This is a genomic window from Clostridium sp. 1001283B150210_160208_E6 (assembly GCF_015669365.1).
Classification (GTDB): Bacteria; Bacillota; Clostridia; order Clostridiales; family Clostridiaceae; genus Clostridium; species Clostridium paraputrificum.
The window spans coordinates 98,934-121,698 of record NZ_JADPAA010000006.1; the positions used below are offsets into that span (position 1 = coordinate 98,934).

The 22,765-nt window shown below is 30.4% G+C and carries 20 protein-coding genes; 19 read left to right on the plus strand and 1 reads right to left on the minus strand.

Features of this window, described 5'->3' with window-relative positions; translation table 11 throughout:
* Positions 1-11 precede the first annotated feature (11 nt).
* From spoVAE to holA, 4 genes are all read left to right on the plus strand, one after another.
* Positions 12-368 (plus strand): stage V sporulation protein AE, encoded by a 357-nt coding sequence (gene spoVAE, locus I4V16_RS08550; RefSeq protein ID WP_049177249.1) that lies wholly within the window; start codon positions 12-14, stop codon positions 366-368.
* Between the two features lie 107 nt (positions 369-475).
* Positions 476-2,965: an HAD-IC family P-type ATPase gene (locus I4V16_RS08555; protein ID WP_195572249.1), complete on the plus strand. Its 2,490-nt coding sequence runs from the start codon at positions 476-478 to the stop codon at positions 2,963-2,965.
* A gap of 75 nt (positions 2,966-3,040) precedes the next feature.
* Positions 3,041-4,681, plus strand: coding sequence for a ComEC/Rec2 family competence protein (locus tag I4V16_RS08560; RefSeq protein WP_207745421.1), 1,641 nt, complete (start codon positions 3,041-3,043; stop codon positions 4,679-4,681).
* 26 nt (positions 4,682-4,707) lie between these two features.
* Complete coding sequence (holA, locus tag I4V16_RS08565) at positions 4,708-5,742, plus strand: DNA polymerase III subunit delta (protein ID WP_049177246.1); 1,035 nt, start codon at positions 4,708-4,710, stop codon at positions 5,740-5,742.
* Positions 5,743-5,820: 78 nt separating this feature from the next.
* Here holA and rpsT read toward each other — a convergent pair whose 3' ends face one another.
* The gene (gene rpsT, locus I4V16_RS08570) at positions 5,821-6,084 is read right to left on the minus strand and encodes a 30S ribosomal protein S20 (protein WP_027099563.1); all 264 of its coding nucleotides are present in this window, start codon (positions 6,082-6,084) and stop codon (positions 5,821-5,823) included.
* 173 nt (positions 6,085-6,257) lie between these two features.
* Between rpsT and gpr the strand changes: the two genes are divergently transcribed.
* From gpr to mtaB, 15 genes are all read left to right on the plus strand, one after another.
* Positions 6,258-7,232, plus strand: coding sequence for a GPR endopeptidase (gpr, locus tag I4V16_RS08575; RefSeq protein WP_111938045.1), 975 nt, complete (start codon positions 6,258-6,260; stop codon positions 7,230-7,232).
* A 79-nt stretch (positions 7,233-7,311) separates the two neighbouring features.
* The gene (locus I4V16_RS08580; RefSeq protein WP_111938044.1) at positions 7,312-8,361 is read left to right on the plus strand and encodes a stage II sporulation protein P; all 1,050 of its coding nucleotides are present in this window, start codon (positions 7,312-7,314) and stop codon (positions 8,359-8,361) included.
* A gap of 63 nt (positions 8,362-8,424) precedes the next feature.
* On the plus strand, positions 8,425-8,751 hold the full coding sequence (locus I4V16_RS08585) for a hypothetical protein (protein WP_049177319.1): 327 nt from the start codon (positions 8,425-8,427) through the stop codon (positions 8,749-8,751).
* A gap of 127 nt (positions 8,752-8,878) precedes the next feature.
* Complete coding sequence (lepA, locus tag I4V16_RS08590) at positions 8,879-10,684, plus strand: translation elongation factor 4 (protein WP_049177243.1); 1,806 nt, start codon at positions 8,879-8,881, stop codon at positions 10,682-10,684.
* Positions 10,685-10,915: 231 nt separating this feature from the next.
* On the plus strand, positions 10,916-11,185 hold the full coding sequence (locus I4V16_RS08595) for a hypothetical protein (protein WP_049177242.1): 270 nt from the start codon (positions 10,916-10,918) through the stop codon (positions 11,183-11,185).
* 83 nt (positions 11,186-11,268) lie between these two features.
* Positions 11,269-11,706 carry a hypothetical protein gene (locus I4V16_RS08600; RefSeq protein ID WP_111938043.1) on the plus strand — a complete coding sequence of 146 codons (438 nt, stop codon included), beginning with the start codon at positions 11,269-11,271 and terminating at the stop codon, positions 11,704-11,706.
* 56 nt (positions 11,707-11,762) lie between these two features.
* Positions 11,763-12,887: a radical SAM family heme chaperone HemW gene (gene hemW / locus I4V16_RS08605; RefSeq protein ID WP_049177239.1), complete on the plus strand. Its 1,125-nt coding sequence runs from the start codon at positions 11,763-11,765 to the stop codon at positions 12,885-12,887.
* Between the two features lie 173 nt (positions 12,888-13,060).
* Positions 13,061-14,092, plus strand: coding sequence for a heat-inducible transcriptional repressor HrcA (gene hrcA, locus I4V16_RS08610; protein WP_049177238.1), 1,032 nt, complete (start codon positions 13,061-13,063; stop codon positions 14,090-14,092).
* A 29-nt stretch (positions 14,093-14,121) separates the two neighbouring features.
* Positions 14,122-14,736 carry a nucleotide exchange factor GrpE gene (gene grpE, locus I4V16_RS08615; RefSeq protein WP_049177236.1) on the plus strand — a complete coding sequence of 205 codons (615 nt, stop codon included), beginning with the start codon at positions 14,122-14,124 and terminating at the stop codon, positions 14,734-14,736.
* Positions 14,737-14,802: 66 nt separating this feature from the next.
* Complete coding sequence (gene dnaK, locus I4V16_RS08620; RefSeq protein ID WP_049177235.1) at positions 14,803-16,662, plus strand: molecular chaperone DnaK; 1,860 nt, start codon at positions 14,803-14,805, stop codon at positions 16,660-16,662.
* A 99-nt stretch (positions 16,663-16,761) separates the two neighbouring features.
* On the plus strand, positions 16,762-17,889 hold the full coding sequence (gene dnaJ / locus I4V16_RS08625; RefSeq protein WP_049177234.1) for a molecular chaperone DnaJ: 1,128 nt from the start codon (positions 16,762-16,764) through the stop codon (positions 17,887-17,889).
* A 161-nt stretch (positions 17,890-18,050) separates the two neighbouring features.
* Positions 18,051-19,595 carry a nitrite/sulfite reductase gene (locus I4V16_RS08630; RefSeq protein WP_111938042.1) on the plus strand — a complete coding sequence of 515 codons (1,545 nt, stop codon included), beginning with the start codon at positions 18,051-18,053 and terminating at the stop codon, positions 19,593-19,595.
* Positions 19,596-19,718: 123 nt separating this feature from the next.
* On the plus strand, positions 19,719-20,660 hold the full coding sequence (gene prmA / locus I4V16_RS08635) for a 50S ribosomal protein L11 methyltransferase (protein ID WP_111938041.1): 942 nt from the start codon (positions 19,719-19,721) through the stop codon (positions 20,658-20,660).
* Positions 20,661-20,676: 16 nt separating this feature from the next.
* Complete coding sequence (locus I4V16_RS08640; protein ID WP_049177231.1) at positions 20,677-21,438, plus strand: RsmE family RNA methyltransferase; 762 nt, start codon at positions 20,677-20,679, stop codon at positions 21,436-21,438.
* Entirely contained in the window at positions 21,438-22,745 is a 1,308-nt protein-coding gene (mtaB, locus tag I4V16_RS08645; RefSeq protein ID WP_111938040.1) for a tRNA (N(6)-L-threonylcarbamoyladenosine(37)-C(2))-methylthiotransferase MtaB, read from the plus strand. Before I4V16_RS08640 ends, mtaB begins: the two co-directional genes overlap by 1 nt.
* Positions 22,746-22,765: the final 20 nt, after the last annotated feature.

Consider the following 22,765-nt stretch of genomic DNA (forward strand, 5'->3'; position numbering starts at 1 on the left):
GATGGTTTTCTTTGGAATTTATCAAGGCGTTTGTTGTTGGAGGATTAATATGCGTTGTAGCTCAAATATTAATGGACACTACAAAGCTTACTCCAGCTAGAATTTTAGTTATATTTGTAACTTTAGGTACTATACTTGGTGCCTTTGGAATATATGATAAGTTAATTGATTTTGGAGGAGCTGGGGCAACTATTCCATTACCTGGATTTGGAAATACTTTAGCAAAGTCTGCTATGAAAGCAGTAGATGAATCTGGATTATTAGGAGCATTTACTGGAGGAATAACAGGCACTGCAGGAGGAATAACAGCTGCAATCTTCTTTGGATATATAATGGCACTTATATTTAACCCTAAAACTAAAAAATAAAATGACAAAAGATGAGGGAAAAAGACTATCCTCGTCTTTTATTTATGTGTATAGTTATATTATAGCTTACTAAAAAAGTTAATTTTCTAGGGATTGGGGGAGGAAACTTGAATTTCTATTATAACAATACATGGAAGTTTATTATTGAAAAATTAAGTAGTGATATACATAAAGGATTGTCAGAGGAATCAGTTCCTAAAAGAAGAGAAGCATATGGAGATAATAAAATAAAGTTACCACTTGGAAGCGGTGGGATTTTTTCATACATAAAAGAACTAATAAGTATATATTTATTTATTTGTTTATTTATAGATATATTTCTTTTAGTGAACAAAAGTTATGTACTAGCATTATTTGTTACTATTATATTGTTCTCAAATATTTTCTTAAGGTGGTTAAATATTTACCAGAAGAAGAAGCAAGTGGAATTTTTACAAAATATAAATTACACAACTGTTTCTGTACTTAGAGATGGTGTTGAGAAAATTGTTAAAGCAGAAGATTTGGTTGTTGGAGATATAGTTTATGTAAGAAAAGGATCACTTATAGCAGCTGATATGAGAGTCATTAGGGCTCATGATATTAAAGTTGATGAGAAGAATGTAACTGGAGAGCACTTTCTAAAGGACAAGTATGAGAGTAAGATAGGTGGAGAAGTATCATCTATTAGTGAGATGAAAAATATCCTGTTTAAGGGAACAGTTATAAAAGAAGGTGAAGGTGCAGGTATAGTAATATCTACAGGGAATAATACTCAGCTTGGTAAACTTTTAACTGTAATGAATTATGCTAATAGTAATAAGAACACTCTTAGATCTATGTTGGATAAGAATATTAATAAATTATATCTATTAATTTCCGGTGTAAATATTATAATTTATCTATTAAATAAAGAACTTATATCTGTTTCATTATTCTTATTAGGAATTATACCTGTAGAATTAATATTAAATGCATATATTTATATCTTGAAAAAAGATCTTAATAATGATGGAATTGAACTTATTAATACATCTACCTTAGAGTTAGTAAAAGATTTAGAGATATTATTTTTAGATAAGGTTGGTTCAATAACTTTAAATAAGATGGTTGTTAAGGGAATCGTATCAAATAATAAGTTATATGATATTGATAAAATAGATTATAAAAAAGATATTAATATTAATAGACTTATGGATATTCTTTTATTATGTAATAACTCTACTTATAACATTGAAACAGATGATGGTAGTGGCGATTTAAGTGAAATTGCATACATACGTTTTGCTTCTAATAATAGAATATATAAATCTTTATTAGATAGTAAGCATAAAAGAATATTTGAAGTACCTATGGATTCTGATAAAAGAATGTTAACAACTTTAAATAAATCTAAAAAGGGATATAGAGCAAATATAAGGGGAGATGTAGACAAAGTACTTGAGAGATGTACTCATATAATGATAGATGGTTTAGAAAAAGAAATTACAAATGAAGATATTAAGATGATAAAAGCCTTAGATTTTAATTATTCTGTAGAAGGTCTTAAAACACAGGGAGTTGCTTATAGAAGTTTTAATTATCAACCATCACTTTCAGAAAATGTTGAAAGTAATTTAGTGTTTGTTGGAATAGTTGCATTAGAAAATCCTATTATTGATGATGTAGACAAGCAAATTCTTAATATAAAGCAAAGAGGAATAATACCTATACTGTTTACAGATGACAATAAAATAGCAGCAACTGCTATAGGACAAAAAACTAGACTAATATCAGACCCATCATTAGTTATTTCGGGAATAGAATTAGACTATTTATCTAAAGAAGAGCTAATTGGAGTTCTGTCTAAAGCTAAAATATTTTCAAGGGTAAATCCTGAAATAAAAAGTAAAATAGTAGGGTTATTTAATCAGGATGGTTATAAGGTAGGGGTTGCAGGTGAAACCTTAGGGGATTTATCTTCTTTAGGTATAGCTAAAGTAGGGATAAGCAAAGGTAAAGCACCAGAGATAGTAAAAAAAGTTTCTGACTTATTTATAAAAGATAATTACTTGAATAAATTTTTAAATCTTTTTGATGTATCACAAAGTTTTATGAAGAACCTATATTCATGTAAAAAAATAACATTAATGTTTTTATTGTCTCAGCTAATATCATTAAATCTAATATCATTAATTGATTATAAAGTTGGGGGAGATTTCATTCCTGTACTTATTACTAACTTGGTTATTTTTTCAATTTTAACAGTTGGAGTTTTAAAATATGGCCTTAAGAGTGAGGGTATAGGTCTTAGTATAGTTAAAATATTAGCATGTAGTGTGTTAACATTTTTGGCATCCTATATTATAAAGGGACAATGTGAGATTGTATTTTTAATAGTCTTTACAGGGAGCTTATTAATAAATATTATTGTAAATTTAAAAACAAAATTATTTGATATTAATATAGGTAGTATTTTACTCTATTCATCTATTTTTATATGGATTTTATCAATAGGTATATTGGGAATAATTAATGGTGTCTCATTTACTTTATATGAAGTGATAAGCTTAGTAATTATATTAGTTACATACTTAATAATTGAATTAATTGTAAAAAAGGTGGCAAGTATAAATTAATGAGGTGAAAAGTCTATGTTTATTGAGAATATAGAAAAAGTGAAAAGCCCCATTATTTATATAACTCTATCTTTTATGGTGAGTTCTGTTTTTTATGGAATTTTTGATGAATATAGATGGTTAGCATTTTTTTCAGCTAGCCTCTTTTTTATATTCATTGTTTTAAATACTAATAAAGAATTTTTTGTGGTAATATTTGTTTTATTCCTAATTGGTATAGTTATTAATTCTAATTTTTATAGGGTAAATTTACAAGAGAAGTTTATAGGAACCATAAGGGTTGTAGAGGAAAAAAGCTACTATAACATTGTGGAATACAGGGGGAAGAGAGTTAAAGTAAACAGTAAAGAAAATTTAGAATTAGGAGATAGAGCTAAGATTTCTGGAGTTTTTAAGAAGGACATAAATAAAGAAGATGGTACAGTTGGAACTTTAGAAATAGAAAATCAAAAAGTATTGAACAAAGATATTTTAGGAAATATCTATTCTATAAGAAAAAAAGTTTACAACAAACTTAAAGAAAATCTAGGGCAAAGAAAAGCTGCTTTAGTATCATCCTTATCCTTTGGATATTCTGAGTTTTTAGATACTGAAGATAAGGAAGATATGAGGAATTTAGGGATAATTCACGCAATAAGTGTATCTGGTCTTCATGTTAGTATTATATTTTTATCTCTAAAAAAGCTTTTTGGTAATAAGTTTGCTATAGTTTTAAGCTGTCTTTATGTTATTTTAACTGGTATTCCCTTTTCTTCTTTAAGAGCATTAATAATGATAGTATGCTCATCTTCAGCAATATCTTTAAGGAAAAGCTATAATCCTTTAGGGGGATTATCCTTAAGTGCATTAATTATAATTCTATTAAAACCCTATGCAATATTTCAGTTAGGATTTATTTTATCCTTTGGAGCAACTTTAGGGATAATATTATTTTCTAATAAAATAAGTAGATATTTATATAAGTTACCTAAATATATTGCTAATACTATAGCTTTGTCAATTGGGGCACAAGCCTTTACTTTACCTGTAATGATTATAGCCTTTAGAGAATTTTCCATGTGGTTTTTAATAGGAAATATTCTAGTTATACCTATATTAAACTTCATAATAATATTGGGGAATTTAGGCATGGTTATTTCTTTTATTCCATCTATATTTGATTTCTTTAGTTTTGTACTATTAAAGAGTATAGATTTATTAGATTATCTTATAGAAGAGTTATATGCTTTCAGCAATACAAGTTTTATTTCCCATAAAAGTTTGGCCATTGTTTACATGTCAATGTTAATAAGCTTTTATTTTATATGTAAAGGACATAAAAAGTTTATTGCATTTCCTATTATTTCTTTTTTCTGCGTTTCAATTTTCATATATAGTCCATTTTTAAAGTTTGATTATTTAAGAGAGGGTGGTTTATTGTTGTCCTATAGAGGAGAGAGGACAATAGTAACTAATAAAAGAAACATAGATATAGGGAAGCTTAAAAAAGAAAACTTGGCTCAAAGTAGTATTTTAGAAGGAAAAAATATAAGAATATCTGATAATATAAAGTTAAAAAGTAATAACAAGAATTTTATTCTTAAACTTAATGAGGATGAGTATTTGCTTAGGATTAATAATAGGTCAAAGATAGAAGAAAATTGTGATATAATAGATTTCGTAGAAGGAAATGTACGAGGGATTATTATTTTGGATAATAAAATATTTACATATTAATATATAAGTCGGAAAGGCGGATTACTTTGATTACTTATGATATATTTGAAAAGGAAGTTAAACAGAACTCCATTAAAAATTCTTATGTATTTTGTGGCTTAGATGAAGAATTAATAAAAGATGGGGTAAATTTATTAACTAAACCTTTTTTAGAAGATGGATTTGGAGATCTTAATTATATAAAGTTAGATGGTTTAACTACCACAATGGATGATATTTTAAATGCCTGTGAAACAATGCCTTTCATGAGTGAAAAGAAAGTTGTATTAGTGTATAGAGCTAATTTTTTAAAGGATAAGACAGATAGTAGTGGTACAAAGATGTATAATGCCATTAAAGATTATTTAAAGGATGTTCCTCCTCATACTTTATTAGTAATGTACTATGTTTTTGGAGATAAGAGAGAAACTGCTAAAAAAAATAAAAAGTTAATGGCTTTAGATAAAATAACTACAATAGTTCAATTTGATAAGTTAAAAAGGGATAGATACTATAAAAAAATAGAAGATATATTTATAGAGTCTGGAGCAAGGATTGGTAAGATTGAAGTAAGATACTTTGCTGAAAAGGTGCAAAATAACTTCGATATAATAAAAAGAGAAGTAGATAAGTTGGTTAATTATGCAAATGGAAGAGATATAAAAAAAGAAGATATAGATAAGTTACTTCCTTCAAAAAGTGAAGAGGATATATTTGATCTTGTAGATTTAATATCCCAAAGAAAAATAGAAAGAGCCATAGATATTATGGATGACCTTTTATTTAAGGCAGATCAACATATGCTTATTATAACATCTATTGAATTACAGTTTAAAAAACTATATGGAATAAAGGTTGGGTTATCTCAAGGAAAAAGAGTTGAAGATTTCATGTCTGAACTAAGGGTTCCTGCATTTGTATGTGAGAAGCTTATTAATTTGAGTTCTAAGTTTTCAATAAGACAGTTAGAAGGACTACTTAAATTGTGTATAGAAACTGAAAATAGATTAAAAAGTAGTGGAATAGATAAGACTATGGAACTTGAACTACTATTATTAAATACATTAATGGTAAAAAAATAAAAGTATTGTATGGATTTATACAATACTTTTTTCTTATAAAAAGTAAATAACCGACCTAAATTAGGTCGGTTTATACAATTACGCCATAGCGTTTAACTTTGCAGCTAATCTTGACTTCTTTCTAGCAGCCATGTTCTTATGGATAACTCCCTTTTGAGCAGCCATATCGATAGCCTTAGTAACACCTACAAATGAAGTTTTAGCTTCTTCAGCGTTGTTAGCTTGAACAGCAGCTTCGAACTTCTTTATAGTAGTCTTTAACGCTGACTTAACCATTCTGTTTTGTAAAGTCTTAGTTTGAGTAACTTTAATTCTCTTCTTTGCTGATTTAATGTTTGCCATTCTTAATTCACCCCCTCTAAATTTTATAGGGCCTCTGCAGTTTTTGGGGAAATCTGCGTACGAGTCATATTCAACACACCATATTATAGCATTGAAAGTTTCTATATTCAAGTATTAAATTTATGTAAAACGGAAAAATACAAATGAGACTATTATTGTGATGAGGTGGAGTAATGATAAATGTAAGAACAGACTTAGCTATTGAATCTAGAGATTTTTATAAAGAACAGAATAAATCGAATATTGATGGTGTTATTGTAACAGAAGAAGACATAGAAGGAACTATAGTGACTACGGTGGAAATTACCAATGAAGACGGAGCAAATAAGATGGGCAAACCTATAGGAACTTATATAACCTTAGATATTCCAGAATATACAGCTTATGATGGAGAGCTTATGGATGGTGTTTCAAAGGTGCTTGGAGTAACTTTGAAAAATCTAGCAGGAATAAAGGAGAATGAAACAGCATTAGTTGTAGGCCTTGGGAATTGGCAGGTAACACCTGATGCTTTAGGGCCAAAGGTTGTAGAAGGAATTATGGTAACAAGGCATTTGAAGGCAGTTATGCCAGAGGCTATTGATGATAGTGTTATTCCTGTAGCAGCTATAGCACCTGGTGTGTTAGGAGTGACAGGTATTGAAACAGGAGAAATAATTAAGTCTTTGGTGGAAAAGATAAAGCCAGATTTAGTACTTTGTATTGATGCACTAGCTTCAAGAAAGGTAGAAAGAGTAAATAAGACCATACAAATAAGTGATGCAGGAATATCTCCAGGAGCTGGGGTTGGAAATAATAGAATGAAAATAAATGAAGAAACTTTAGGTGTTAAGGTAATAGCAATAGGTGTTCCTACAGTGGTGCATGCATCAACTATAGCTAATGATACTATAGATTTGGTGTTAGATAGCTTTATAAATCAAGCAGAAGAGGGAAAAGAGTTCTTTAATATGCTTAAAAACATTGATAGAAATGAAAAAGGGGCATTAATAAGAGAAGTATTAGAACCTTTTGTAGGAGATTTAGTTGTTACACCAAAAGAGATTGATTTAATGATAGAGTCTTTATCAAAAATTATATCTAATGGAATTAATATAGCACTGCAACCTAATATGACAATGGAAGATATAAATAAATTTTTAAATTAGAATAAAACAATAATAATTATGTAAAACCCTCATATAAATATTAAAGTAATAATATTTAAGGCTAGGGGGTTAGAAAGATATGTATAAAAAAGGAATAAAGAAACCAGGAATAGGGCCTAAAATAAATATTGGTATAGTAGTTTTATTAGCTTGTATTACCTTATTTGCATTTAGAGTATATAAGGTTCTAATATCTAGTAGTGAAAGAGGGGGCTATGCATATGTGCAAATGCTAAATTTTGGATTACCCCTATTTGAAGAACAGGCTTATGACGAATCGGATTATCATGAGAGTAGTATGACTTTAAAAAATGTATGCTTGGAAGCCTTAGGGCTCAATAATTTAAGCCATTTTGGAATAATAAATAATGAAATAAGCTTTTTTAAGCAAGGCTTTAGTGAACAAGATGCAAGTATTGCATCTATAACAGTAAATCCATTTTTCTTAAATGATGAATCAGTTTCAAAGGTAGAGCCCACTGAGTCAAAGGTGAGCGGGGTTTATGATGAAAGTTTAAAAACAAATATAGATCATTCAAAACCTCGAGTTTTAATATACCATACCCATACTACAGAAGGTTATTCAGATGGACCTAGTGATACAGTGGATAATAGTAAGAATGTAGTAGGGATTGGAGAAGAATTAACTAGGATTTTAGAAAATGATTATGGTATTTCAGTAATACATGATAAAACTAATCATTATTTATCCTTTACAACTTGTTACGAGGTATCAGGAAATACAGTTAAATCATATTTGAAAAAGTATGGAGATTTTGATTTGGTTATAGATTTGCATAGAGATGGTGGTCCACAGAAAAAGACAGTAACTGCAAATATTAATAATGAAGATGTTGCTAAGATAATGTTTGTGTTAGGACAAAATAGTGGTAGATATGCTGCTAATAAAGCGTTAGTAGACGAGTTTGAAGGAAAGGCTAATGAATTATTTCCGGGCTTATTAAGACAAAGGACAGATTATAAAAAAGCAAAATGTGGCCCTAATCTTGGCTTGTCAGATGGATCCTTGCTAATAGAATGTGGAGGTAACGTTAATACCACACGAGAAGCAATGAATACGGCTAAATATATTGCAAGATTAATAGCTGAACATTTAAATGGGAAATAGATGTATAAAAATGTTCTTAATGAGCATCCTTTAAGATATAAAATTATCTTTGGGGGTGCTCTTTTGCGTAAAAATAAAATTTTTAAAACAATATTTTTAATAGTATTATTTTGTGTTACTTTAATAGGTTTAATAAAGGTTAATATATTAAACACAAAAGCTTTATCTCCTTTAGGAAACACAAACGATAACTACAAATTAGTTAGTGAAGAATTTGGTGAGGATTTTTCTAATTTTATTCAAGATAAATCACCTGTAAAAATATATGTTGAAGAAGATGAAGAAACAATGGTTAGATTAGGAGAAAAGGATTTTATTATAAAATCGGAATCAAATTTAATAAACTTTGCTAAAGGAGTTTTTTCTAAAGTAGAAGATTTGTTTAATTAGTAAGCAAATAATGGATAAACCCCATAAATTCTATTTTTATTGACACACAGTAAGTGGTGTATGTTATAATTTAGCTGATTCTTATAATGGGGGTGAAGTGACTGTCTATATAAGACAGTTTTAATATATGAATAATGATAGAAAACAATATATAAGAAACTTTTCAATAGTAGCCCATATAGACCACGGTAAGTCTACTTTAGCAGATAGACTTTTAGAAGCTACAGGAACTCTTACACAAAGGGAGATGGAAGCTCAAGTTCTTGATAATATGGAACTTGAAAGAGAAAGAGGAATTACAATTAAATCACAAGCAGCAAGACTTGTTTATAGAAGAGATGATGGACATGAGTATATCTTAAATCTTATAGATACTCCAGGTCACGTAGACTTTACATATGAAGTATCTAGAAGCTTAGCAGCTTGTGAAGGTGCCTTGTTAGTGGTAGATGCAACGCAAGGGATACAAGCACAAACATTAGCTAACTGTTATTTAGCATTAGATAATGATTTAGAAATAGCACCAGTAATTAATAAGATAGATTTACCTTCATCAAGAGCTGATGAAGTTAAACAAGAAATTGAAGATGTAATAGGAATTGAAGCAGAAAATGCTCCAATGATATCAGCTAAAACTGGATTAAATATTGATCAGGTTTTAGAAGAGATTGTTGAAAGATTACCAGCACCAGAAGGGGATGAAGATGCTCCTTTAAAAGCACTTATATTTGACTCTTACTATGATAGCTATAAAGGTGTAGTTTGTTATGTAAGAATTCTTGATGGAGTTGTTAAGCCTGGAACTAAAATTAAGTTAATGGCTACAGATAAGGTGTATGATGTAGTTGAGGTAGGTGTATTCACTCCAAGACTATTCCCAATTGGAGAATTAAGAGCTGGCGATGTTGGATATGTTACGGCTTCTATTAAAAATGTTAGAGACGCTAGAGTTGGTGACACTATAACTTATGCAGATAGACCAACAGCTGAAGCATTACCAGGATATAAACCAGCAGTACCAATGGTTTACTCAGGAATATACCCTGTTGATGGAGCTAAATATGATGAATTAAAGGAAGCATTAGAAAAGCTTCAAATAAATGATGCTGCATTAAACTTTGAACCAGAAACTTCTATAGCACTTGGATTTGGTTTTAGATGTGGTTTCCTTGGATTACTACACATGGAAATAATTCAAGAAAGAATAGAAAGAGAATTTAATTTAGATATTATTACAACAGCACCATCAGTTATTTATAAGGTAATAAAGACTGACGGAGAAGTTTTAGATATTACAAACCCTACAAATCTTCCTGAACCAACTGAAATTGATTATATGGAAGAACCAGTAGTAAAGGCTTCTATTATTACACCAACAGATTATGTAGGTGCAGTTATGGAACTTTGCCAAGAAAGAAGAGGAACATATATTGATATGCAATATATGGAGGAAACAAGAGCGGTAATAACTTATGATATGCCTCTAAATGAAATAGTGTATGATTTCTTTGATACATTAAAATCAAGAACAAGGGGTTATGCTTCTCTTGATTATGAATTTAAGGGATATGTTCAAACAGAACTTGTTAAGCTTGATATATTATTAAATGGAGATGTTGTTGATGCTTTATCAATGATAGTTCCAAAGGAAAGAGCTTATCATAAGGGAAGAGGAATTGCAGAAAAGCTTAAAGAAATAATTCCAAGACAAATGTTTGAGGTTCCAATACAAGCAGCTGTAGGTTCTAAGATTATTGCTAGGGAAACTGTAAAGGCAATGAGAAAAGACGTATTGGCTAAGTGTTATGGTGGAGATATCTCAAGAAAGAAGAAACTTCTTGAAAAGCAAAAAGAAGGTAAGAAGAGAATGAGACAGGTTGGATCTGTTGAAGTTCCACAAGAAGCATTCATGGCTGTATTAAAAGTTGATTAATAATGAAGGCTCAAGCGATTTAAGCTTGAGCCTTTTTTCTTTACCCAAAATATATTTTTTAAAAGAATATATATTCTTTTAAAATAAAAATAATATAAATAATAAAAATAATATAAAAAATATAATGAGGTGTTAGAAAAAATAATTTCATTTTGTCTGGATTGCTTTTGTAATTAAAATATTATCTTCTCAATATAATTTAAAGAAATAAAATTTATTGGAGGGATGATAATGTTAGATGCGTTAATGAGAGACACTAAGATAAAACCAAAGAAGCTAAGAAGAGAAGGTTATGCTACAGGAACTGTAAGAAGAAAAAATGGAGATGTTATGCCGGTAATTTTAATTGGTAGAGTGGTTGATAGTTATTTAGCAATTCATGGTGATCATTCATGGATGGATATTAAGTTAGGCGATGAAGAAATAAATACTGAAATAATAAATGTTTATAGAGATGTTTTAATGCACAATACTATTGATATAGATCTAAAGGAAAAATAAAGCTATAATTATTTTTGCAAATAAAGTAATTATCCTATAAAATAGATTTAAGATAATAATGAGAAGTTAATAGGAGGATTATTATGTTTTTAACTGAATTAAATAAAGAAGAAGCTAGTGCTTTTTTAAGTTTAGTAACTCAATTTGCTAAAGTGGATGAAACATTTGCTAAGGAAGAAAAAAGATTAATAAATGATTACTTAGATGAATTAAATTTAAAGGAAAAAGATATTAAAGATTTATCTTATGAAGAGATTATTAATGTATTAAAAAAATCTAAAAATAGAATTAAGTCTATAGTTTATTTTGAATTAGTTGGGCTAGCTTTAGTTGATGGAGAATATGGAGATAAGGAAATAGATTTTCTTGATAAGATAGCTGTTAGCTTAGATATTAGAAGAGATAAAAAAATAGCCTTTGCAAATTATTTCTTTAACTTTAAAGAAATTTATGATTTTTCGGTTGTAGAAGCTGAAAGTAAAATAGAATTGTTAAAAGAGGAAGCAGAAGCGTTACTATAATAAATTTAAGGGGTGCTATTAAAGTGCCTCTTTTTGTTTTTGGGAGGAATTAATTTATGAAGGAAGTAGCATTATATATTCATATACCTTTTTGCAAGCAAAAGTGCTTTTATTGTGATTTTCCATCATATGCAAGAAAAGATGATTTGATGAGTGACTATATAGAGGCTCTATTAATTGAATTAAAAGAGAAAATAAAAGCCTATAAAGTAAGAAGTTTATTTATTGGAGGAGGAACACCTTCATATTTAAATGAAGAAAATTTAAGAAAGCTAATGAAGGTAATAAAAAATATAAATTTTATTGAAGATGCAGAAAAAACAATAGAATGTAATCCAGGTACTGTATCAGAAGAAAAGTTTAATATTATGAAGGAGGGAGGAATTAACAGATTAAGTTTTGGGCTACAAACTACAAAAAATAATTTGTTAAAAGGAATTGGAAGAATACATACTTTTGAAGCTTTTAAAGATAATTATAATTTAGCAAGAAGTGTAGGTTTTAATAATATAAATATAGATATGATGTTTGGATTGCCAAATCAAAGTGTTAAGGATTGGACTGATAGTTTAGAAGAAGTGGCAAAGTTAAATCCAGAACATATATCAGCCTATAGTTTAATTATTGAAGAAGGAACACCTTTTTATAAATTATATAATGAAGATAAATTGAAGCTTCCATCAGAGGAAGAAGAGAGAGAGATGTATAAGAAATGCAAAGATATCCTTATAGAAAATGGGTATCACCAATATGAAATTTCTAATTATGCAAAGGAAGGTAAAGAATGTTTACATAATGAAGTGTATTGGATGTGCGATGAATATATTGGAGTGGGAGCATCTTCTAGTTCATATATAGATGGAAAGAGAATAAAGAATATAGATGATTTACGAGAGTATATAAAAAGAATAGGTATTAGTGAAAGTATAGTAGATGAAGAGATTATAAATACTAAAAATGATGACATAGAGGAATTTATGTTTATGGGATTAAGGATGAATTGTGGTATTAAAGAGGAAGAGTTTAAAAGAAGATTTCATACAGATATAGATAATGTCTATAAAGATGTTATTGAAGGGAATATAAACAAGGGATTATTAGAAAGAAAAAGAGGAAGAATATATTTGACTGATAAAGGTATAGAACTTTCTAATATGGTCATGAGTGATATGATATTGTAATATTTAGAAAACTAAAGAAAAATAGAAATAAAGTGAAATAATCATGGTTTTTTGAAGAAAATAGAAAAAGGCGAGAAGTATTTAAAATTGACAAAGGAATGAAGAAATAATATATTTTAAATATAGTCATTAGCACTCAAAGTTAGTGAGTGCTAACAATACGAGGTGAGGTTATGGCTATTGATGATAGAAAGATTAGAATTTTAGAAGCCATTATAAATGATTATATTAATACTGGTGAGCCAGTGGGATCTAGAACAATAGCAAAAAGGTATGATTTAGGTGTTGGTTCAGCAACAATAAGAAATGAAATGTCAGATTTAGAGGATATGGGATATTTAGAGCAACCTCATACATCAGCAGGGAGAGTGCCATCTAGCAAAGGTTATAGATTATATGTTGATAACTTAATGCAAAGGTCAAAGCTTTCCATTGATGAAGAATTAAGGATTAAAAAATATCTTATTGATTGTGCAATGTTAGAAGTAGACAAAATTGTAAAACAAGCAAGTACTTTACTTTCTGAATTGACTAATCTTACCTGTGTAGTACAAACACCATCCGTTAGACAAAGCTATATTAAGTCAGTTCAATTATTAATGGTAGATGAGTTTAATTTAGTTTCTGTTATTGTAACTGATAGTGGAGTAATTAAAAATCATAGAATAAAGGTAGCTAAAGTTCCTTCAGTTGAAGAGTTACAAACCATAAATAAAGTCATAAATTCAAGATTGCAAAATCTTACAATAGACGAAATTAACTTAGAAGTAATAAATAACTTAAAAAGAGATTTTGTTGGATATGATGATTTATTTAATGCAATAGTAACAGCATTATATGATAGTTTAAAAGAGGAAAGTTCATCTGAAATATTCATGGAAGGAACAACAAATATATTTAACTATCAAGAATACAATGATATAGAAAGTGCTAAGGAGATATTAAATCTTCTTTATAATAAAGATTATGTAATTGAGCTTATTGAACCAAAAGGGGATATTACAATAAAAATCGGTGATGAAAATTATATACCAGGAGCCAAAAATTGTAGTGTAATATCAGCAGAATACTCTTTAGGAGATAGACCAATTGGTACAATAGGACTTATAGGTCCACAAAGGATTAACTATTCAAGGGTGATTTCAATAATGGCTCAAGTAATGAAAGAACTTAATGATATGTTAAAAGGCCAAGGTTTAGATTAAAAATAACGAGAAGAGGTGTAGAGTTTATAATGGAAGAAACAAATAAGAATGTTCAAGAAGATTTAAAAGAAACTACTGAGGAAATGAATGAAGAAGTAGTTCAAGAAGATGTTGTTGAAGAAATATTAGAAAATGAAGAAGCAGCTCAAGAAGAAAGCACTAATGGAGAAAGTGAAGAGGATGAATTAGCTATGCTTAGAAAAAATAAGGATGAAGTTAAAAGACTTAATAATGAAGTAGAAGCTTTAAAAGAAAGACTTCTTAGAGTTACTGCTGAATATGAAAATTATAGAAAAAGAACTACTAAAGAAAAAGAAGGTATTTACACAGATTCTTGTGCAGATGTAATAAAAGAAATACTACCAGTTGTTGATAACTTAGAAAGAGCATTAGCAGCTGATGGAAGTGTAGAAGATCTTAAAAAAGGTATTGAAATGACAATAAAAGGTCTTCAAAGTTCATTTGATAAATTAGGTGTAGAAGAAATAGATGCCTCAGGAGAATTTGATCCTAATATGCATCAAGCAGTAATGCATATTGAAGATGAATCTTTAGAAAAAAATGTAGTTGCTGAAGTATTTATGAAAGGATACAAAAGAGGCGACAAGGTAATTAGACATACTGTAGTTAAAGTAGCTAACTAATTTAAAAATTTTTAATATATAAGAAATAAAAACTAGATTTTATCTATGTTTGAGGAGGAATAAATTATGGGAAAAATTATAGGTATTGACTTAGGTACTACAAACTCATGTGTAGCAGTAATGGAAGGTGGAGAACCAGTCGTTATCGCTAACTCAGAAGGAGCTAGAACTACTCCATCAGTAGTTTCATTCCAAGCAAATGGAGAAAGATTAGTTGGGCAAGTAGCTAAAAGACAAGCGATTACAAACCCAGATAAAACAATAATATCAATTAAGAGAGAAATGGGAACTAATCATAAAACTAATATAGATGGTAAAGATTATTCACCACAAGAAATTTCAGCTATGATTCTTCAAAAAATAAAAGCTGATGCAGAAGCTTACTTAGGTGAAACTGTTTCTCAAGCAGTTATTACAGTACCTGCTTACTTCAATGATGCTGAAAGACAAGCGACAAAGGATGCTGGTAAGATAGCAGGTCTTGAAGTATTAAGAATCATAAACGAACCAACTGCTGCATCATTAGCATATGGTTTAGATAAGACTGATAAGAGTGAAAAGATATTAGTTTATGACCTAGGTGGAGGTACTTTCGATGTATCTATCCTAGAACTTGGAGATGGAGTTTTCGAAGTATTATCAACAAATGGTGATACTAAGCTAGGTGGAGATGACTTTGATAACAAGGTTATGGACTACATTGCTGAAACATTCAAGGCTGAAAATGGTATAGATTTAAGAAATGATAAGATGGCTCTTCAAAGATTAAAAGAAGCAGCTGAAAAAGCTAAGATTGAATTATCATCTTCAACTCAAACAAACATTAACTTACCATTCATAACTGCTGATGCAACTGGTCCAAAGCATATAGATATGAACTTAACTAGAGCTAAATTCAATGAATTAACTCATGACCTAGTTCAAAGATCAATTGAGCCAATGAAGAAAGCATTATCTGATGCAGGTCTTTCAATGAACCAAGTTGATAAAGTAATTTTAGTTGGTGGTTCTACAAGAATTCCAGCTGTTCAAGAAGCAGTTAAGAGCTTTACAGGAAAAGATCCTTCAAAGGGAGTTAACCCAGATGAATGTGTTGCTATAGGTGCAGCTATTCAAGCAGGTGTTTTAACTGGTGAAGTTAAGGATGTATTATTATTAGACGTTACTCCATTAACTTTAGGTATTGAAACTTTAGGAGGAGTTGCTACTCCATTAATAGAAAGAAATACAACTATCCCTGCAAGAAAGAGCCAAGTGTTCTCAACAGCAGCAGATGGTCAAACTTCAGTTGAAATTCACATCGTTCAAGGTGAAAGACAAATGGCAGCTGATAACAAGACTTTAGGTAGATTTACTCTATCAGGAATTGCTCCAGCTCCAAGAGGAATCCCTCAAATCGAAGTTACTTTTGATATAGATGCAAATGGTATTGTTAAGGTATCAGCTGTAGATAAGGGAACTGGTAAGGAAGCAAATGTTACTATTACAGCTTCAACTAACTTAAGTGACGCAGATGTAGAAGCAGCTGTTAAAGAAGCTGAAAAGTTCGCTGAAGAAGATAAGAAGAGAAAAGAAAAAATAGAAGTTCATAACAATGCAGATCAAGTTGTTTACCAAACTGAAAAGACATTAAATGAACTTGGAGATAAGGTATCAGCTGAAGATAAGGCTAAGATTGAAGCTAAATTAGAAGAAGTTAAGAAGATTAAAGATGGTGAAGATTTAGAAGCTATCAAGAAGGCAATGGATGAATTAACTCAAGAATTCTATGCTGTATCTTCTAAGATTTATGCAGATGCTAATGCAAATGGAGCAGCTGGTGCAGGTTTTGATCCAAACAACATGGGAGGAAACCCAGGTGCAGGATCAGCTCCACATGATGACAATGTTGTAGATGCAGATTTTAAAGTTGATGAAGATAAATAGTTGTCACAATTAATATGAATCTTATATAATAGGAGAGGGAAGGCAAAAGTCGTCTTCCCTTTTCTAAAGTCAATAAAAATTAGGTGGGTGAAAAAATAGATGGCAAGCAGAGACTACTACGAAGTCCTAGGGATTCAAAAAGGCGCTAGTGATGATGAAATAAAAAGAGCCTTTAGAAAGCTAGCTATAAAATACCATCCTGACAAAAATCAAGGGGATAAGGAAGCTGAACAAAAGTTTAAAGAAATAAACGAAGCTTATCAAGTGCTTTCAGATCCTGAAAAGAAAGCTCAATATGATCAATTTGGAACAGTTGACCCAGGAGCAGGATTCGGTGCAGGTGGATTTGGTGGCTTTGATTTCTCTGATATGGGAGGCTTTGGAGATATATTTGATACATTCTTTGGTGGTGGTGGATCAGGTAGAAGAAGAAATGGTCCAGTAAGAGGAAATGATATTGAATATACTTTAAGCTTAACGTTTGAAGAAGCTGTATTTGGTACAGAAAAAGAGATATCTATAACAAGAAATGAAAACTGTGAGGAATGCCATGGATCAGGTGCTGAACCTGGAACAAGTGCTAATACATGTCCAACTTGTGGCGGTTCAGGTCAAGTAAGAGTACAAAGACAAACTCCACTAGGAAGCTTTGTAAGTACTACTACATGTGATAAGTGTGGAGGAAAAGGTAAAGTTATAGATACTCCATGTCATACATGTCATGGAAAAGGTCATGTTAGAAAGAATAGAAAGATTACCGTTAAGATACCAGCAGGTGTAGATACAGGTAATGTAATGCCACTTAGAGGGCAAGGTGAGCATGGTGAAAATGGTGGTTCACCAGGAGATTTATATATTAAGATAAGAGTTGCTCCTTCTAAGCAATTTACTAGAAAGGGTAATGATATATATGTAGATACTCACATATCTATGGCCAAAGCTGCACTTGGAACAGAAATAAAGGTTCCAACTGTTGATGGAGACGTTAAGTACACAGTTCCGTCAGGAACACAATCAGGAACTCTATTTAGACTTAAAGGAAAAGGTGTTCCTAGAGTTAATTCATCAGGTAGAGGAGATCAATACGTTAAGGTTGTAGTTGATATTCCTAAGAATTTAAGTGATAAAGCCAAAGAAGCTTTAGTTGCATTTATGGAAGCGACTGGTGAAGCTGTTGAAGGCGAGCATAAGTCTCACAAAAAAGGATTTAATTTATTTAATAAATAAAGAAAAGACTGTGAAAAAATAATATTTTTTCACAGTCTTTTTTTCTTATAATAATTTTCCTATATATAGTATAAATAATTCCTATTGGACTTGGAAAAACTATGAATATAGAATAGATTATATAGAAACATGAAGAAAAAAATATGATATGAGGTGGAGAAGTGAATAGTTTAAAGGAAATACTTCTAGATGAAATTGAAGAATTTAGAAAGGTTGGACATCAATTCTTAAATGGGGAATTGAATCTTATGCAATTTAAACATGAATCAGGTGGTATGGGGATGTATGCACACCGTGGTGGAAAAGAGTTTATGATAAGATTTAGAATACCTTCAGGGGTAACTCATTCAGATGAATTAAAGTTAATTTATGAATATGCTAAGAAACATAATCTTGGTGGAATTCACTTTACAACACGTCAAGCAATACAGTTACATGGATTAACATTAGATGGTGCCTGTGATTTAATGAAGGAAGGATTAGAAGTTAATTTATTTACTAGAGGAGCTGGAGGTAACTTTCCAAGAAATGTGGCTCTTTCACCATTAGCAGGTGTTGATAAGGAAGAAGAGTTTGATCCAACTCCATATGCATTAGCTGTGGGGAATCACTTTCTAAAGAAGATTTATACATATAAGTTGCCTAGAAAGTTAAAAGTATCTTTTTCTAATTCTGATAAGGATACAGCTCATTGCACTGTACAAGATTTAGGTTTTGTTGCTGTAAAGAAGGATGGAAAAGAATATTTTAAAGTTTATATAGGTGGTGGACTTGGAAATAATCCAAGAAAAGCTATAGAAGTAGATGAATTGATAGAAGCTAAGGATGTTCTTTATTATATTGAAGGAATGACTAATCTTTTTATAGCAGAAGGTGACTATAAAAATAGGGCTAAAGCTAGAATTAGATATATAGCTGATAGAATGGGCGATGAAGAATTTGTTAGTCAATTTAAACTTTATACAAAAGCTGAAAAAGAAAAAGGTGGATTAGAATTAAATCTTCATCTTACTGAAATAAAAAAAGAAGGTATAAAGACAGAAATTAAGGATAAGAGATTAATAGAGCAAAAGCAAGAGGGGCTTTATACAGTGTATTTACATCCAGTAGGAGGACAATTAAAATTAGAGGATCTTAAAGAGATTTTAGATACTATAGGTAACTTTGAGGATGTAGAAGTAAGACTTGCAATGACTGAAGGAGTGTACTTTAGAAACTTAAATGGTAAAGAGGCAGAAATCTTATTAGATATTACTAAGAAGATGGGTGGAGAAGCTGAAATATATCATAGTGTTGCTTGTATAGGTGTTCCAACATGTCAAATAGGAATAGGTAATAGCCAAGGGTTATTGTTTGATATAATGGACTACTTTAAGGAAAAAGATTATTCTTCAGATTTAATGCCAAGAGTACATATTTCTGGATGTACAAATTCATGTGGAGTACATGAAATAGGAAAGATAGGTTTTACAGGTAAGAAGAAGAGAGTAGATGATGCTGTAAAAGATGTTTTTGGATTGTTTATAAACGGAGATTTTACAGTGGAAAATGTAAGGTTAGGTGAATTTAAGGGAGATATGTTACCTGAAAGAATACCAGAGTTCTTATATGAATTAGCTATGAAACTTGAAGAGGGTAATATTAAGTTTGAAGATTATATAAAAGAAGATGAATTTATGAACTTAGTAAATAAATATTCAGTATAAAATATAAGGGTTGTATCCAAGTTGATACAACCCTTTGTTAATATAAGGCATTCCTTGACATAACTTAAATGTAAAGTGTAAAATATTATATTAGTCAAAGAATAAGTGAAAGGATTGATTTTTTTGGAAGGAACTTGGATAGAGGTTAGAGTAATTACCAAAAGTGAGGCTTTAGAGCCGATTTCTGGTATATTCTACGGACTAGATTGTAAGGGTGTTGCTATAGAGGATCCAGAAGATATATTAGGTAGAGAACAAGGACCGTTAACATGGGACTTTGCAGATATAAATGTACTAGAACACAAGGGTAAATTTGCAGTTGTTAAAGGGTATTTTTCAGAAGAAGATAATATAGATGAAATAATAGCTTATATTAATGAAAAGGTTGAAGAAATTAAAGCATTAGGAATTGATGTAGGTGAAGGTAAAGTAGAGTTCGAAAAAATGTATGAAGAAGATTGGGCAAACAACTGGAAGAAGTACTATAAGCCTTCAAAGGTAGGAGAGAAAATAGTTGTTAAACCAATATGGGAAGAATATGAGGCAAAAGATGAAGAATTAGTAGTTGAATTAGATCCAGGAATGGCATTTGGAACAGGTGAACATGAAACTACAAGAATGTGTATTCAAGCTTTAGAAAAGTATGTTCAAAAGGACAGTACTGTATTTGATGTTGGTTGTGGTTCTGGAATACTTGCAATTGCAGCAGCTAAGCTTGGTGCAAAACTTGCAGTAGGGGTTGATTTAGATCCAGTAGCAGTAGAATCAGCTAAGGAAAATGTAGGATTCAACAATATAGATAATATAGAAATTTTACATGGAAACTTAATTGAAGTTATTGATGGTAAGGCTGATATAGTTGTAGCTAACATTATAGCAGAAATTATTTGTATCTTAACTGAAGATGTAAGTAGAGTAATTAAGCCAAATGGATACTTTATAACATCAGGAATTATCCATGATAGAGTGGAAATGGTTACTAATAAGTTAGAAGAATGCGGTTTTGAAGTTGTTAAAGTTAACAAGGATGGGGAATGGAACTGCATAATAGCAAAACTTAAGTAGTTAAGGAGAGAAGTATATGCATAAGTTTTTCACACCTGCTGAAAATATTAATTCTAATGAAGGAAAAATATTAGGTGATGATGTTAAACATATATATAAGGTTTTAAGATTAAGTGAGGGGGAAGAAGTAGTTTTAAATAACTGCATAGGTGATGAATTCCTTGGGAAAATAAAAAGTATTTCAAAGACTGAAGTTATTATAGATATACTAGAAAAGTTAGATGTAAATAATGAAAGTCCAATAGAAATCTATTTATATCAAGGTCTTCCTAAGTCACAAAAGATGGACCTTATAGTTCAAAAGGGTACTGAACTTGGAATATCAAAGTTTATACCAACTATTACTGATAGAGTAGATGTTAAACTTAAGGGAGAGTTTAAGAAGCTTGATAGACTTAATAGAATAGCTCTTGAAGCTGCAAAGCAAAGTAAGAGAAGCCTTATTCCAACGGTAGATGAGCCAATATCATTTGATGATGTTTTAGGGGAATTAGAGGGATTAGATTTGTTCTTAGTTCCTTATGAGAACGCTGAAAACTTTGGAATTAAAGGTGTAATAAAGGATTTAAGGGATAGTGGAAGATTAGATAATGTTAAAAAAATCGGTATAATGGTTGGACCAGAAGGCGGTTTTGAGGAAGAAGAAATTGAAAGACTGAAAGAAAAAGGTGCCTATATTATTACGCTAGGAAGTAGAATTCTAAGAACGGAAACGGCTGGATTTACAGCAACTGCTCTAGTGCAATATGAGTTAGGTGATTTAGGAGGAAATGTTTAATGAAGGTTGCATTTTCTACATTAGGATGTAGAGTTAATCATTATGAATCAGAAGCTATGGCAGAAAAGTTTATAAGAGAAGGATATGAGGTGACAGAGTTTACAGAAGTTGCTGATGTCTATGTTATAAATACATGTACAGTAACAAATATGGGAGATAAGAAATCTAGACAAATTATAAGCAGAGCTAGAAGACTTAATCCAGATGCTATAATAGCTGTTGTAGGGTGTTATTCACAAATAGCACCAAAGGAAGTTTCAGCTATAGATGGTGTTGATGTTGTTCTTGGAACTAGAAATAAGGGTGATGTAGTTTATTATGTAAATAAATCTAGAGATGAACAAGCAGCACAAATATACGTTGAAAGTGTATTAAGAAATAAGAAATTTGAAGCATTAAATATAGAAGAATACCAAGATAAGACAAGAGCATTCTTAAAAATCCAAGATGGATGTAATAGATTCTGTGCGTACTGTATAATACCTTATTCTAGGGGATCAGTATGTTCAAAGGAACCAAGACAAGTTCTTGATGAAATAAATAAGTTATCAGAACATGGATTTAAGGAAATAATATTATCAGGAATTCATACTGCATCATATGGGCTAGATTTAGATGGTGAAATCACTTTAGTTGATTTATTAGAAGAAATAGAAAAACTAGATGGTATTGAAAGAGTAAGAATAGGATCTATAGAACCAGCTTTCTTTACTCCAGAAGTGGTTGAAAAAATTAAGAATATGAAGAAGCTATGTCCTCAGTTCCACCTTTCTCTTCAAAGTGGATGTAATGCTACATTAAAGAGAATGAATAGAAGGTACACAGCTGAGGAGTATGAAAGAATAGTTAATATTTTAAGAGAAAATATTAAAGATGTTTCTATTACAACTGATGTTATAGTTGGATTCCCTGGAGAAACAGAAGAAGAATTTAATGAAACTTATGAGTTCTTAAAGAGAATAAAGCTTACAAAAACTCATGTGTTTAAATATAGCCCAAGAGAAGGTACAAAGGCAGCAACTATGCCAAATCAATTAGATGGAACAGTTAAGGATAAAAGAAGTAAAGCTCTTATAGAATTAAATAATAAAAATGAAGGTGACTTTACTAAATCTATTGTTGGTAGAGTTATGGATGTACTTATAGAACAGCCAGTAAAAGGGAAAGATGATGTATATGAAGGATATACTAGAAACTATGTTAAGGTTGAAGTTAAAGGTATAGAAGAAAACTTAAAAGGTCGAATAGTAAATTGCAAGATAGAAGAAGCTTTAGGAGATTATGCTGTAGCTACTCTTGTGAAATAAAAAAAGTTACTATTAGAAGG